This is a genomic window from Pseudomonas sp. GD03875, assembly GCF_029840585.1.
Taxonomy (GTDB): Bacteria; Pseudomonadota; Gammaproteobacteria; order Pseudomonadales; family Pseudomonadaceae; genus Aquipseudomonas; species Aquipseudomonas paralcaligenes.
In genome coordinates this window covers 49,747-63,316 of record NZ_JAOCCV010000009.1, presented here as the reverse complement: position 1 = coordinate 63,316, position 13,570 = coordinate 49,747, and the positions used below count along the sequence as shown (strand labels likewise).

The window sequence follows — 13,570 nt, the reverse complement described above, 5'->3', positions numbered from 1 at the left end:
CATGGACGTCATCGACCAGAAAACGCCCAACGCCGAGCTGCCCCTGCCGCACCCGGACAACGACCTCTCCGACGACGTGCTGCGCATCCGCACGTCGCTGCAGATGGTCGACGGCCTGCTGGCTGCCCTGGCCTCCGGGCTCGACGGCCTCACTGGCGAGGGCGGCGGCCTCGACCTGAACCTGTTGCCGGACAACGTGCGAGCGTTCGCCGCCCTGGTCGGCGCGGCTGACCGGCTGCCGTATTTCACCGGAGCCGGAGCGCTGTCCGTTGCCACGCTGACTGCCTTCGCCCGCTCCTTGCTGGCGGCTGGTGACTCTGCCACCGGGCGCGCTGCGCTCGCGCTGGGGACTGCCGCAACCGCAACCGTCACCACCTCCGCGACCGACGTCACCGCCGGCCGAGTGCTGCGGGTCGGCGACCTCGGCGGGCCGGCGAACGCCAACTACCGATACCTGCCGACAGCAACGGGCACTGACAATGTCGCGGACTTCAATAACCTGATCGTGGCCGGGTGGTTCAAAAGCCTGCTGGGCGGCGCACCTGGCTCCCGCAATCCGAACCACCCGGACGGTCAGACCCCAATGTCGGCCGGCAATGGCGTCGCCAACTACTACTGGTGCTGCGTCGGTCGCCATGATGGTGGCGGGCTGTTCCAGCTCGCCATTCCCTACATCAGCTCCGAGAACATCAGCCGGGCGACGATCAAATATCGCCTGCTCGGTGCCGGCGTCTGGTCCGATTGGGACTACCTGCCCAGCGGGACTGCCATCGCCCAGCTGATCACCGCCTTGACTACGCGCGTCACCAATCTGGAGAGCGCTCAGGCCCTGATCAACCCTGTAGTGGCCGCCATGGCGGTCATGCAGCGGGTGTTCAATGCCGGCGAGGTGGCGACTGCCGCTGCTCAGACAGTTGCGCTTGACGTCAGCGCCGGTCGCTACTTCATCGCGTCGATGAACACGGCGAACACCACCGGCACCCTGACGCTGAACATTACCAACGTCCCGGCTCCGGCCGATCAGATCGTGACATGGCACGTCGAGCTGATCCGGGGCGGCCGCAAGGCCATCGCGTTCCAGCTCGACGGCGTCACGCTCACGCCGGTCTGGGCCGGCGGCTCAGCGCCGACGCTCAGCGCAGGCACCAACACGCGCGACGTGATCATGATGTACCGCCTGCCGGGTCGCTCAACCGTCTACGCCATGCTCGTCGACTCGGGGGCCGTGTGATCAGCCCTATCTACTTCCGCCCCCGCCCCCTGGGCGTCAGCCAGACAGTGTCGACAGTTGGCGCGACCGTCGCGTATCCACGCTTCCCCGGCGTCTACCAGGCCCAGGTGATCGGTGGAGGCGGCGGCGGCAGCGGCAGCGATACCTTCTACGGCCGGTACGGGACGGCAGGCTGGGCCGCTGGAGTCGTCACGGGCGTGCTGACATTCAGCGCATCCCTGAGCGTATCGGTCGGCGGCGGAGGTGGCGGCGGTCCCGCCAGTTCGAGCGGCAATCTCCCTGGCTCAGCGGGCCAGCCATCATCAGTCGGCTCGGTCTCGTCCGCCGGGGGGGCAGCGGGCACCGGCATATCAGGTTCGTATTCCGCGCAGCGGCCATCGGCCTGGCCGGACGGCAGCACCATCGGGGCCGGCGGGGCCGGCGGCGGTATATCCAGCACAACCAGCGGCAGCCCTGGCGGGCGCGGCGCCGTGAAACTCACCCTCATAGGCTGACACCATGGAAATCATCAACCTCGAAACGCGCCAGGCATGGCAGGAACACGACTTCCGTGCCGCCCATGCCCACATGATCTTCCCGCCCGAACTGCCGGCCGATCTGCTCGGCGAGCTGGGCTTCGCCATCGTCGACTACGACCCGCAGCCGGAGCTGGCCCCCGGCGAGCAGCTGGAGCCCGGCGAGCTGCGCATCGAGCAGGGCCGCGCCGTGCGCGGCTGGTCCGTAATCCCGGCGTTGCCGGTCGACTGGCAGGCCGCCATCGCCGCCCGCCGCTACCAGGCCGAAGTCGCCGGCATCGAGGTCGGCGGCATGCACGTCGACACCGACGACCGCAGCAAGCTCTTGATCAACGGCGCCGCCCTGGAAGCGCTGATGGACCCGGCCTACGTCATGCAATGGAAGACCCCGGCCGGCTTCATCGAACTGACGGCCGAACAGGTTATGGCCGTGGCCCGCGCCGTCCGCGCCCACGTCCAGGTCTGTTTCGACCGCGAGGCCGACCTGCTCGCCGCCCTGGCCGCCGAAACCTTCGCGCCGGCCATGCTCGACCAGGGCTGGCCCTCCCCCGCCTGACCTCCGGGGCCTGTAGCGCGCCCCGCTACAGGTCCCGCGCCTCGCATCCCCTCCGCGCGCGCGTCACGCTCAGGGCTCACTGATCAGGCACCCAGCCCAGGAGCCCCACAATGCCTATCCCCGGTTATCACCACGGCGTCCGCGCCGTAGAAATCAACGAGGGCACGCGCCCGATGCGCACCCCGGCCACCGGGGTCATCGGCATGGTCTGCACCGGCAGCGACGCCGACGCCGCCGCCTACCCGCTCAACAAACCCGTGCTCGTCACCGACGTGCTTACCGCCGCCGGCAAGGCCGGCAGCATGGGCACCCTCGCCGCCTCCCTCGACGCCATCGCCGACCAGGCCAACGCCATTACCGTGGTGGTGCGCGTCGCAGACGGCGAAGGCGCGGACGACGCCGCCAAGGCCGCCGACCAGGCCACCAAGATCATCGGCAGCACCGCCGGCGGCCAGTTCACGGGCCTGAAAGCGCTGCTGGCCGCCGAGGCGAAAACCGGCGTTCGTCCGCGCGTCCTGGGCGTGCCGGGGCTCGACTCTCTGCCTGTCGCCACCGAATTGGTGACCACCGCTCAGAAGCTGCGCGGCTTCGCCTACGCCAGCGCCTGGGACTGCCAGGACGTGACCGAGGCCCTGGCCTACCGCGAGAACTTCGCCGCCCGCGAGCTGATGTTGCTCTACCCCGACTTCGTCAACTTCGACACCGCCACCAGCAGCACCCAGACAGCCTCCGCCGTCGCCCGGGCGCTCGGCCTGCGCGCCCGCATCGACCGCGAAACCGGCTGGCACAAGACCCTCTCCAACGTCGCAGTCAACGGCGTGACCGGCCTGTCCCGCGACGTCTACTTCGACCTGCAGAGCCCGGACAACGACGCCGGCCTGCTCAACGCCGGCGACGTCACCACCCTGATTCGCCGCGACGGCTTCCGCTTCTGGGGCTCCCGCACCTGCTCCGACGATCCGCTGTTCGCCTTCGAGAACTACACCCGCACCGCCCAGGTGCTGGCCGACACCATGGCCGAAGGGTGCTTCTGGGCGGTCGACAAGCCCATGCACGCCAGCCTGGTGCGCGACATCGTCGAGAGCATCAACGCCAAGTTCCGCGAACTGAAGACCGCCGGCTACATCATCGACGGCCAGTGCTGGTACGACCCGGCGGCCAACGACAAGGACACGCTCAAGGCCGGCAAGCTGCTGCTCGACCTGGACTACACCCCCGTTCCGCCGCTGGAGAACCTGCTGCTGCGCCAGCGCATCACCGACCGCTACCTAGTCGACTTCGCCTCGCTCATCGCGGCCTGATCCCAATCACCCCGCGCGGCCTCGGCCGCGCCGTAGGAGAACTCCACAATGGCGCTGCCCCGAAAGCTCAAGCACCAGAACCTGTTCAACGACGCCAACAGCTACATGGGCGTCCTCAAGTCCATCACCCTGCCCAAGCTGGCCCGCAAGATGGAGAAGTACCGGGGCGGCGGTATGGACGGCCCGGTCAGCGTCGACATGGGCCACAGCGACGACGGAATGGTGGTCACCTGGACCCTGGGCGGCCTGGACCTGATCGTCCTGCGCCAGTACGGCGCGGTACGCGCGGACGGGGTCCAGCTCCGCAGCGCCGGCTCCTACCAGCGCGACGACGACGGCTCGGTCGCCGCCGTGGAAGTCGTCATGCGCGGCCGGCACGAAGAGATCGACATGGGCGACTCCGAGCCCGGCGCGGATACCGAGCACAAGATCACCACCGCCCTGACCTACTACAAGCTCGTCGTCGACGGCCGCGAGGAAATCGAAATCGACCTCCTGAACTTCATCTTCCGCGTCGACGGCAAGGACCTGCTCGAAGAACACCGCCGAGCCATCGGCATCTAGCCCCATCCCCCATAGCCCGGTGGGAGGCCGCCATTCAGCGCCCACCGGCACCCCCTCAATGAAAGGAGAACCCCACCATGGGCAGCATCACCGACAACGCGCACGACGAGCAGCAGGAACGCACCCGCGAAGCGGAACTGGCCAAGGCCGCCGCCGCACCGGCCGAGCAACCGAAGAACCCCAACCAGGAAGTGATCGAGCTGGACGCTCCAATCGTTCGCGGTAGCCAAACCATCAAAGAGCTGATCATCCGCAAGCCCGGCAGCGGCGAGCTGCGCGGCGTCGCTCTGCTGGACCTTATCCAAATGGACGTCAACTCGCTCCACAAGGTGCTGCCGCGCATCACCATCCCTTCTCTGACGGAGATCGAAGTCAAGGCGCTGGACCCGGCCGACCTGATGGCCTGTGGCACTGCGGTATCCGGTTTTTTGCTGCAGAAGAAAGCGCGGGAGGCTTCCCTCGTCGCGTAGAGGACGCCTGGGCGGATATCGCCCTGGTGTTTCACTGGACGCCCCGAGACATGGAGTCTCTGAGCGTCACCGAACTGATGGAATGGCGGGAACGCGCGCGCGCGCGCTGGGAAAGAAACGATGGCTAGCGACCTCAAACTGCAGGTGATCCTCGCGGGCGTCGACCGACTCACCCGCCCGCTGCGGACGATCACCCAAAGCAGCGTCGGCCTGGGGCGGGAACTCAAGGAAACCCGCGACCGGCTCAAGCAGCTGCAGGCCCAGCAGAACGATGTTTCCAGCTGGCGCACCCTGCACGCTGCCAGCCGGCAGACCGAGGCCGGTCTGCAGGCCGCCCGCGACCGCGTCAAATCCCTCAACCAGGAAATGGCCGCCACCGGCGTGCCCACCCGGCAGATGCAACGCGACCTGCGCGGCGCCATCCGCGAGGCCGCCGCCCTCAAGCGCGAACACCAGCAGCAGCAGACCCAGCTCCAGGGCCTGCGCAACAAGCTCGACGCCGCCGGCATCAGCACCCGCAACCTGGTGAGGGACGAGCGGGATCTGCGCCAGCGCATCGACCAGACCAACCAGCAGATCAGCGAGCAGGGCCGGCGCATGCAGCGGCTCACCGCCCAGACCAAGCGACTGGCGCTCGCTCGCGCGCAGTACGACAAAACCCAGCAGCTCGCCGGCAACATGGCCGGCGCCGGCGCGGGTGCCGCTGCGGCAGGCACCGCCATGGGCATGCCCGTGCTCGCCTCGGTCAAGAGCTACATCGAGTTCGAGGACGCCATGCTCGGCGTCGCCAAGCAGGTCGAGGGCGCGCGCGACGACAACGGCCAGCTCACCGCCACCTACCACCAGATTGCGGCCAGCATCAAGGAACTGGCCGAGCGCATCCCCATGGCCACCACCGAGATTGCGGCCCTGGTCGAGGGCGCCGCGCGCATGGGCGTGCAGGGCAAGGAGAACCTGCTTATCTTCGCCGAAGTGGCCGCCAACGCCGCCACGGCCTTCGAGCTGCCGGCCGACGAGATCGGCGAGAACCTGGCGCGCATCGCCGACCTGTACAAGGTGCCTATCGCCCAGGTGGACAAACTCGGCGACGCCATCAACTACCTGGACGACAACGCCAAGTCCAAGGGCGCCGATATCATCGAGGTCATGACCCGTCTCAGCGACGTGTCGGACAAGCTCGATTACAAAACCGCCGCAGCGCTGGGCAGCACCTTCCTGACCATCGGTCGCCAGGCCGAAACCGCCGCCTCCGCATCCCGCGCCATGGTGCGAGAACTGAGCGTCGCCACCATGCAGAGCAAGAAATTCCAAGGCGGCATGAAGATGCTCGGCCTGGACAGCGGCGTGGTGCAAAAGCGCATGAGCACCGACGCGATGGGCACCATCATCGACGTCCTGGAGCGGATGAAGAAAATCGACCCCGACAAGCAGCAGGAAGTAGCGACACGCCTGTTCGGGAAAGAGTTCGGCAAGGACGCTGCAGCACTGACCCACAACCTCGACGAGTTGCGCCGCCAGCTCGGCTTGGTCAACTCCGCCGCCGGCGATGGATCGATGCAGCGCGAGGCGGATATCCGCGCCGCCGCCCTCTCCGCTCGCCTGCTGATGGCCCAGAACCGCGCCTTCAACCTCGCATCCGCCCTGGGCGAGACCCTACGCCCGACCCTGATTGAGCTGATCGAAGGCATCAACGGCGTGCTGGCGAGCGTTAACGACTGGGTCAAGGCCAACCCGGAACTGGCGGGGCAGTTGGTCAAGATCATTGCCGGCGTCGCGGCGCTGGCCGCCGTCTTCGGCGCCGTCACCCTCGCCCTGGCCAGCTTCCTCGGCCCGTTCGCCATGGTGCGCTACGCGCTGACCCTGTTCGGCATCAAGAGCCTGGGCGCCATCGCAGCCATCAAGGGCGTGGGCGGCGCCCTCCTGTGGGCCGGCAAGGCGCTGCTCTGGATCGGGCGCGCCCTGATGCTCAACCCCATCGGCCTGGCCGTGACCGCTATCGCCGTCTCCGTCTACCTGATCTACAAATACTGGGAGCCCATCAAGGCATACTTCCTCGGTCTCTGGGCAGAGATCAAAGCGGGCTTCAACGGGGGGCTGGCCGGCATCGCCGAGCTGATCCTCAACTTTAGCCCCCAAGGCCTGTTCTACCGCGCGTTCGCTGGCGTCATGAGCCTGTTCGGCGTTGAGATGCCGGCCAAGTTCAGCGACTTCGGCAAGCTGCTCATCCAGGGCCTGATTGACGGCATCAAGGCCATGGTCCCGGCCCTCAAGCAGGCGGCGCTCGACGCGGCGAATGACGGCTTCGCCAGCCTGCGTGAGAAGCTGGACTTCATTCCCGCCGTGGGCGCCCTGAACGCCGGCACCAAGCTGGTCCAGCAGTTCCGCCGCGAGGACGAGCAACTGCGGCCGCCACCCGTGTTCGACAACCGCCCGCCACTCACCCCGCGCGCGCCCAGCACCACCAATATCGGCCCGACCACAATCCAGATCCACGCTGCGCCTGGCATGGACACCAACGCCCTCGCGCGCCTGGTCGACCAGAAGCTGGAAGAACACCGCCGGAAGATCGCCGCGCGTGGCCGCAGCGGCCTGAGCGACCAGGAGTAACCCGCCATGATGATGGCCCTCGGCATGTTCGTATTCAGCCTGGAAACCCTCGCCTACCAGGAATTCCAGCGCCAGACGGAATGGCGCCACGGCAGCACCTCGCGCATCGGCACCAACCCGGCCAGTCAGTACCTCGGGCGGGGTGAAGACACCATCACCCTGCCCGGCCTCCTGCTGCCCGGCCTGGCCGGCACGCCGCTGAGCCTGGACACCCTGCGCATGATGGCCGACACCGGCAAAGCCTGGCCCCTTGTCGAGGGCACCGGGAAAATCTACGGCGCCTGGACCATCACCTCCATCAGCGAGACCCGCACCCTGTTTTTCCGCGACGGCGCCGCCCGCCGCATCGAGTTCACCGTCAACCTGAAACGCATCGACGACGGCCGCGTCGACCTGCTCGGCGTCATCACCGGCGCCCTGGGCGGCATCCTGCGGAGCATCCTGACGTGACCGGCCAGCTCGGCGCCCTGCTCGGCGACGCCCAGCAGCTCTACCGCGACGCCACCGCGTACCCGCGCCCCATCTGCCGCGTGGTCGTCGACGGCCGCGATATCACCGCCGCCATCGAACCGCGCCTGGTCAGCATCGAACTGACCGACAACCGCGGCATGGAAGCGGACCAGCTCGATATCACCCTGAGCGACCACGACGGCCTGCTGGCCATCCCGCCCCGGGGCGCCACTGTGCAGCTCTGGCTCGGCTGGGACGACACCGGCCTGGTCGACAAGGGCACCTACACCGTGGACGAAACCGAACACAGCGGCGCGCCGGACGTGCTCAGCATCCGCGGACGCAGCGCGGACCTGCGCGGCGGCCTCAAGGTCAAGCGGGAAAGGTCCTGGAGCACCACCACCCTGGGCACCATCATCGGCGCCGTGGCCGCCGCCCACGGCCTGGCGCCCCTGGTCAGCGCCGTGCTCGCCGGCGTCGAGCTGCTGCACCTGGACCAGGCCAACGAGAGCGACGCCAACCTGCTGGCCCGCCTGGGCCGCGAGTACGACGCCATCGCCACGGTCAAGGCGGGCCGGCTGCTGTTCATGCCCACCGGCCGGAGCACCACCGCCAGCGGCCTGGCCCTGCCCCACGTCACCCTGACCAGGGCGGACGGCGACCAGCACCGCTTCCTGGAAGCGGACCGGGACGCCTACACCGGCGTGCGCGCCTACTACTACGAGGTCAACAGCGCGGCGAAGAAGGAAGCGATCGCCGGCGGCGGCGAGAACCTGAAAGAGCTTCGCCACAGCTACACCGACCTGGCCAGCGCCCTCCAGGCTGCCCGCGCCGAATGGAACCGCCTGCAGCGCGGCACCGCCACGCTCGGCTACACCCTGGCCCGGGCGCGCCCCGAGCTGATCCCGGACCAGACCTATTCATTGGTCGGCATCAAGGCCGAAATCGCCGCCATCGTCTGGCTGGGCGGCAACCTGCGTCACAGCTTCACGCCCGAGGCCTTCACCACCACCCTGGAGCTGGAATCCCAGCTGCCGGACGGCGACGACGTCGCCGAGCTGGCCGACGACTCCGGCGACTACACCGGCGTCGTCGCCTGGTACCGGGACGAGAAGACCGGCCAGCAACACAAGGTCACCGCCGGCGACCAGGCCAACCCCCGCCGCCTGCCACACCTCTACCAGAGCAAGTCCAGCGCGAAGCGCGCCGCCGACCGCGAATGGGGACGCATGCGGAAAAATAGCAACTTGCTATAGCTCCAGAATTCCCGTAATCTGCACCCATAGCAAATTGCGATACGGAATCTGGGCATGCACATCATCACGCAGAAGCGCATCTGGGAAGCCAAAGAGAAATGGCTTCATTCCGCCACCGCCCTGGACGCCTGGTATCGCCTGCTCAGCAAAACCAGCCCGAAAGACTTCGCCGCCATGAAGCAGCTGTTCCCCAGCGTGGACAAGGTCGGCGACAAGCATGTGTTCGATATCGGCGGCAACAAGCTGCGGCTCATCGCCACCGTGGATTACACCTTCAAAAAAGTGTTCATCAGGGCCGTGCTCGATCACAAAGAGTACGACCGCAACCAATGGAAGTGAGGTGCATATGAGCGCACTCCTGAAGCAAGCCACCGAGCACTGGCGCTACGTCGCCCCGCTGCTCACCCCACCGGAAACCGAGGCTGACTACGACGCCCTCGTCGAAGCCCTGGACGAGCTGCTCGACGAAATCGCCGGCGAATCGCCCCACCCGCTCGCCGCCCTCGCCTCGCAGATGGGCGACCTGGTCGCGGCCTACGATGCCCAGCACTACCCCATGCCCGAGGCCCCTGGCCATGAGGTGCTGCGCTACCTCATGGCCGAGCACGGCCTCAGCCAGAGCGACCTGCCGGAGATCGGCGCGCAGTCGGTTGTCTCCGACATTCTCAGCGGCAAGCGCCAACTCAACGTGCGCCACATCCGGGCGCTGGCCCAGCGCTTCAACGTCTCGACAGACGTGTTTTTCTGACTGGCATGAAGTGTCCCGTCTGCGGCCAGGCGTAGCTGGCCCACGATACCCGCGACCTGCCCTTCACCTACGATGGGCAGACCACCATCATTCCCCAGGTGGAGGCCGACTGGTGCCCCGCCTGCGGGGAATCCATCACCGGCCCGGCCGAGTCCCGCCGAGTGATGGCGGCCATGGCCGAGGCATGCCAGCAGCACGGCATCCTGAGCGAACCGGCGAAGTGACGCGGGGCTAGGTCTCCAGTAGTTCCTCGCGGTAGATGGCCACCTGCTTCGGCGCCTCGATGCCAATGCGCACAGCGCCCTGGCCTTGCGTGCTCACATGGATGGTGATGCCATCGCGCACCAGCTGCCGCAGCAGCTTGTCGGCGTCGACGCCGGGGTCGATGGTCAGGCGGATTTGCTCGCCATCGCGGCGAGAAAGGCTCAGATAGCCCATGTCGAATGTCCTTTTCGGGGTGGGATGCGTTCCTGCCGCGACAGTGTAGAACAGGATGGCCACCTCGCCCTATCAACAAAAACCCCGGCATTGCGCCGGGGTTTTTCTGCCTTACTCCGCAGACTGCAGGAACGCCTCCATGATTCTGATGACATCCGCACGCTGCTGCTCGCTAAGACGGCGCATCAGATCAAGAACATAGGCTTCCAACTGGGTAAGGTTATCCATCATCGGGACTCCATTTCGATGTAACGGGCGCCCGCGCTTACAGCCTCGGACTTCGCGCCCTGGAATCCCTATTCTCCGCGGGTCAGAAAGATAGATGCGCTAGCGCGGCCAATTACCACCAGGGCACGCAACTGCGTCGAATAAGCCAGCGGCAAAACGCTATCCAGCCGCGGGGCTAAGAACATTCATAATAGCTTTAGCGTTTGGCTTTTTCAGTTGACCTTTGTGGTTAAGCGCAGAAGTAGCAGCGCCTACGGTTTCCTCTACCAGCTTTATAGAAACCTTACCAGACCGCTGCCCCAACGCAACAAACTCCGGCACATCAACAGATATCTTATATATTCTCTTACTTTTCTTGCCAACATGAAAAGCAATTCTATCCATTACCCTCTCTGCAAGAGACTCGCCAGAGGTAACATACTTGAACTCAATAACAACCTTTCCATCCTCGATAAAATATCTCCACGCAACAGGCACATCCATCGGTGACAGCTTTAGTGTTAGCGTGATATTTTTATCAGCCGCGTTATGCTCTACAGCGACGCTATTCACATCAGAGTAGTCAACGTCGGTCCATTCTTCTCTGGGCGCAGACATTATAATCTCTCCAATAAGTGACTAATAATAGCTATTGTCAGCCGATAATTATCCGCCGCATCTGCGGATATACCTTCTGGATAGCGGCTATCCAAAACTATTACGCCCCAATTCCTACCATTCTTTTCAACAGGAATTGCGACTATCGCTCGGGGTAGTTGTTTTCCTTCTTTCGCATAGTGTTCAATCATTTCTTCAGCGCATCTAGTCGACTCAGCATACGCTTTAATGTCACGCTTCGCACAGCCTCTCACGATAGCCGGAAGGTTATGCATTTCAGCTACCTCCTCTGAGACCCAGGCTAGCCCAGCAATGCCTTCCGCTTCATCACCAGAATCCGGTACGTGAAAAGCAACCTTACTTTTCTTCGATGTGTGGCCAGATCGTAATATAGGCACCAAGTGGTTAGAGAAAAATCGTCTACCCCTCCGCCTCATCCACGGGCGAGATGGCCCAATGACACTTCTTTTCATCTTAAAAAGCGTTATTCGATTGTGGTCCCTAGGAATAGCTTGACCGTTCTTCATAAAAGCCCTTTCTTGATAGCTATCAAGAATGAATTGCAATTTATTAAGCACCCACGGATCACCTAAACCCTTTAGCAATTTCCCAAACAAAAAGGCAACAAACAGCAGAGCAAAAATAACAGCCAAATTGTTATGCACCAGCAAATAAAAGTGATGAACAATAGGCCTCCTTTCCTCAAATCCATCAGCCAAAGGGTATGTAGCCACCACACCAAAAATTGTGGCCAACATGGGAGCACTCACATCCAATATCTTTCCAAGATAAAAACAAGCAGCTTTGTACGAGCTAACCGTTTTCAATTGTCAGGCAACCAGTCTAATTATTGTTTACCAAACGCATTGGAGCCTGAGCTATTCGCCTTGCTCTTCAATACAGTATTCAACCATTTCATATTCCGTTCCCCATTCGCGCTCGCAAGCGGTGCGCACCGGGCCGGAGTAGTTGCGCTCAATATTATCTTTCGCGCTCCTTCGCTCCTTAGCACAATGCTCCTGCATGCTGTATTCATTCGGCCACTCCCTCGCACAGCGCGTAGCAATCTCATCATCTGGCGCGTGAGAAATGGCAATCTCCGACGCCCGCTGCTCCTTAATACAGTGCAGGGTCATCACATAGTCGGTGCCCCACTCACGCTCACAGTGCTCACGAATAGCCCCCCCGAAACTGGCCAGGCCTTTCAGGGCCTGACGCTGCTCCGTAACACAGTAGGTCCGCATTTCGTAATCGTCGGGCCACTCGTCCGAACAATGAGCCTGTATCGAGGACTCATCAGCAACCGCCGGGGAAGATAGAGACACCGCCAATATGGCGGCGTAGAAAGGTAATCGCTCCCTATACATAGCACCCTCATCTCCGTTGATAACCGACATTCTCTGTCGGCCAACTACCAACTCATTCCGAGCCAGCATCACTCCGTTGTTTTTGACCGCCCTGCCGCCTCAGCCAATACCGCTGCGGTTCGCTCTAGCACGCCCTGGTCAGCAGCCGGCAGCGCTCGGTAGCACTCCAGCACCTTCGCTTCGGCAGCGTTGATGCTGTCGGCAGCCTGTGGCTTGCGCTCGCCCGTCACGACGTACAGGACATCCACCCCCAGTTCGGCGGCCAATGCCAGCGCAACCGCACCGATCTCTCCTGTACCGCCCTCATAGCCCGCCAAAGTCCGCTTCCCTAGGCCGACCTCGCGGGCAAAAACATCTTGGTTCAAGCCAATGCGCTTTCTCTCTTCCTGAAGGCGACAACCAATGGCTTCCTTTGAAAGATGCAATATTTTTCATCTCCGCTATTTACAAGTGCAGAAACGTGCATCATCCTTTGTTCGTCATCACACGAAATTGCACGAATTTGCACTATGCCGAACGCCTACCCCAGCGAGCAAGCGCTCAGCGACGCCCGCGCCCAGATCAGCAAGCAAGGTCTCAGCACCAAGGAATGGGCCGAGCAGCACAAGATCAACGCTTCCACCGTTTACGCCGTGCTCAACGGGCAGAAGAAATGCCTGCGCGGCGACGCCCACAAGGCCGCCGTCTTGCTCGGCATCAAGGAAGGCACGGTCGCACAGTAGTGCTGCCGGTCATGGGGGGAAACGAGAGGATGAAGCGCCCGATTCTTGATAGCCGCCGCAAGGCGGTCATGGCCGCCGTAGCCGCCTTCCCGGGCGGCCGCGAGTTCGCCGCCCTGCACCTGGGGCTGGACCTCAAGCAGCTGGACAACAAGGTCTACGAGAACCCCGGCCACCGGCCGCTGACCGACGACCAGGTGCGCCAGCTCGAACTGGTATCCGGCACCCGCTACCTGCCGGACTACCTGTGCGGCCTCTACAACGGCGTGTTCGCCGAAATGCCGGCCGGTTCCCAGCTCGACAACCTCGACCTCTACGCGCGCTCCCTGGTCACCGACGTGGCCGAGGGCAAGGTCGACCAGATCATCGCCAAGGCCCTCGAAGACGGCCGCATCGAAGAACACGAAATCGCCGAAATCATCGCGGCGCACCGGGCACACATCGCCGCCCGGCACGCCGAGGTGGGCGCAGTCATCACCCTGCACCGGAAACCGGGCGGGCTGGATCAGTAGTAGGCGCGGGA

19 protein-coding genes are annotated in these 13,570 nt (G+C 64.1%); 14 read left to right on the top strand and 5 right to left on the bottom strand.

The features are described 5' to 3' along the window. The first annotated feature begins 1 nt into the window (after window position 1). The 12 genes from N5D30_RS10375 to N5D30_RS10320 all read left to right on the top strand — a co-directional run bounded on the left by N5D30_RS10375 (window position 2) and on the right by N5D30_RS10320 (window position 9,922). Window positions 2-1,231: a pyocin knob domain-containing protein gene (locus tag N5D30_RS10375; RefSeq protein WP_279908901.1), complete on the top strand. Its 1,230-nt coding sequence runs from the start codon at window positions 2-4 to the stop codon at window positions 1,229-1,231. 498 nt (window positions 1,232-1,729) lie between these two features. Beyond that, entirely contained in the window at window positions 1,730-2,302 is a 573-nt protein-coding gene (locus tag N5D30_RS10370; RefSeq protein ID WP_279908900.1) for a DUF4376 domain-containing protein, read from the top strand. 116 nt (window positions 2,303-2,418) lie between these two features. Continuing rightward, window positions 2,419-3,603, top strand: a complete 1,185-nt coding sequence (locus N5D30_RS10365) for a phage tail sheath protein (RefSeq protein WP_279909021.1) — start codon at window positions 2,419-2,421, stop codon at window positions 3,601-3,603. A 48-nt stretch (window positions 3,604-3,651) separates the two neighbouring features. After that, complete coding sequence (locus tag N5D30_RS10360) at window positions 3,652-4,167, top strand: phage major tail tube protein (protein ID WP_279908899.1); 516 nt, start codon at window positions 3,652-3,654, stop codon at window positions 4,165-4,167. 77 nt (window positions 4,168-4,244) lie between these two features. After that, complete coding sequence (locus tag N5D30_RS10355; protein ID WP_279908898.1) at window positions 4,245-4,637, top strand: phage tail assembly protein; 393 nt, start codon at window positions 4,245-4,247, stop codon at window positions 4,635-4,637. A gap of 17 nt (window positions 4,638-4,654) precedes the next feature. Further along, window positions 4,655-4,765 carry a GpE family phage tail protein gene (locus tag N5D30_RS10350; protein WP_262880405.1) on the top strand — a complete coding sequence of 37 codons (111 nt, stop codon included), beginning with the start codon at window positions 4,655-4,657 and terminating at the stop codon, window positions 4,763-4,765. Next, window positions 4,758-7,244, top strand: coding sequence for a phage tail tape measure protein (locus N5D30_RS10345; RefSeq protein ID WP_279908897.1), 2,487 nt, complete (start codon window positions 4,758-4,760; stop codon window positions 7,242-7,244). Before N5D30_RS10350 ends, N5D30_RS10345 begins: the two co-directional genes overlap by 8 nt. Before the next feature lie 6 nt (window positions 7,245-7,250). After that, on the top strand, window positions 7,251-7,694 hold the full coding sequence (locus tag N5D30_RS10340) for a phage tail protein (RefSeq protein WP_279908895.1): 444 nt from the start codon (window positions 7,251-7,253) through the stop codon (window positions 7,692-7,694). After that, entirely contained in the window at window positions 7,691-8,950 is a 1,260-nt protein-coding gene (locus N5D30_RS10335; protein WP_279908893.1) for a phage late control D family protein, read from the top strand. The genes N5D30_RS10340 and N5D30_RS10335 overlap by 4 nt, the downstream gene beginning before the upstream one ends. 54 nt (window positions 8,951-9,004) lie before the next feature. Then, on the top strand, window positions 9,005-9,289 hold the full coding sequence (locus N5D30_RS10330; RefSeq protein ID WP_279908892.1) for a type II toxin-antitoxin system HigB family toxin: 285 nt from the start codon (window positions 9,005-9,007) through the stop codon (window positions 9,287-9,289). Between the two features lie 7 nt (window positions 9,290-9,296). Then, window positions 9,297-9,698, top strand: a complete 402-nt coding sequence (locus N5D30_RS10325; protein ID WP_279908890.1) for a helix-turn-helix domain-containing protein — start codon at window positions 9,297-9,299, stop codon at window positions 9,696-9,698. A gap of 35 nt (window positions 9,699-9,733) precedes the next feature. Then, entirely contained in the window at window positions 9,734-9,922 is a 189-nt protein-coding gene (locus N5D30_RS10320; RefSeq protein WP_279909020.1) for a type II toxin-antitoxin system MqsA family antitoxin, read from the top strand. A gap of 7 nt (window positions 9,923-9,929) precedes the next feature. On the opposite strand, the gene N5D30_RS10315 is transcribed toward N5D30_RS10320, so the two are convergent. The 5 genes from N5D30_RS10315 to N5D30_RS10295 all read right to left on the bottom strand — a co-directional run bounded on the left by N5D30_RS10315 (window position 9,930) and on the right by N5D30_RS10295 (window position 12,753). After that, window positions 9,930-10,136 carry a carbon storage regulator gene (locus N5D30_RS10315; protein WP_279908889.1) on the bottom strand — a complete coding sequence of 69 codons (207 nt, stop codon included), beginning with the start codon at window positions 10,134-10,136 and terminating at the stop codon, window positions 9,930-9,932. A gap of 387 nt (window positions 10,137-10,523) precedes the next feature. Further along, a complete protein-coding gene (locus tag N5D30_RS10310; RefSeq protein WP_279908888.1) occupies window positions 10,524-10,961 on the bottom strand; it encodes a hypothetical protein in 438 nt (145 codons plus the stop codon). Further along, on the bottom strand, window positions 10,961-11,719 hold the full coding sequence (locus tag N5D30_RS10305) for a GAF domain-containing protein (protein ID WP_279908887.1): 759 nt from the start codon (window positions 11,717-11,719) through the stop codon (window positions 10,961-10,963). Before N5D30_RS10305 ends, N5D30_RS10310 begins: the two co-directional genes overlap by 1 nt. A gap of 120 nt (window positions 11,720-11,839) precedes the next feature. Then, window positions 11,840-12,358, bottom strand: coding sequence for a hypothetical protein (locus N5D30_RS10300; protein WP_279908886.1), 519 nt, complete (start codon window positions 12,356-12,358; stop codon window positions 11,840-11,842). A gap of 38 nt (window positions 12,359-12,396) precedes the next feature. Further along, window positions 12,397-12,753: a transcriptional regulator gene (locus N5D30_RS10295; protein WP_279908885.1), complete on the bottom strand. Its 357-nt coding sequence runs from the start codon at window positions 12,751-12,753 to the stop codon at window positions 12,397-12,399. Between the two features lie 84 nt (window positions 12,754-12,837). On the opposite strand from N5D30_RS10295, the gene N5D30_RS10290 reads away from it, so the two are divergent. Together N5D30_RS10290 and N5D30_RS10285 are read left to right on the top strand one after the other, a co-directional pair. Continuing rightward, window positions 12,838-13,050 carry a DNA-binding protein gene (locus tag N5D30_RS10290; RefSeq protein ID WP_279908884.1) on the top strand — a complete coding sequence of 71 codons (213 nt, stop codon included), beginning with the start codon at window positions 12,838-12,840 and terminating at the stop codon, window positions 13,048-13,050. 29 nt (window positions 13,051-13,079) lie between these two features. After that, window positions 13,080-13,559: a YmfL family putative regulatory protein gene (locus tag N5D30_RS10285; RefSeq protein ID WP_279908883.1), complete on the top strand. Its 480-nt coding sequence runs from the start codon at window positions 13,080-13,082 to the stop codon at window positions 13,557-13,559. The last annotated feature ends 11 nt before the right edge of the window (window positions 13,560-13,570 follow it).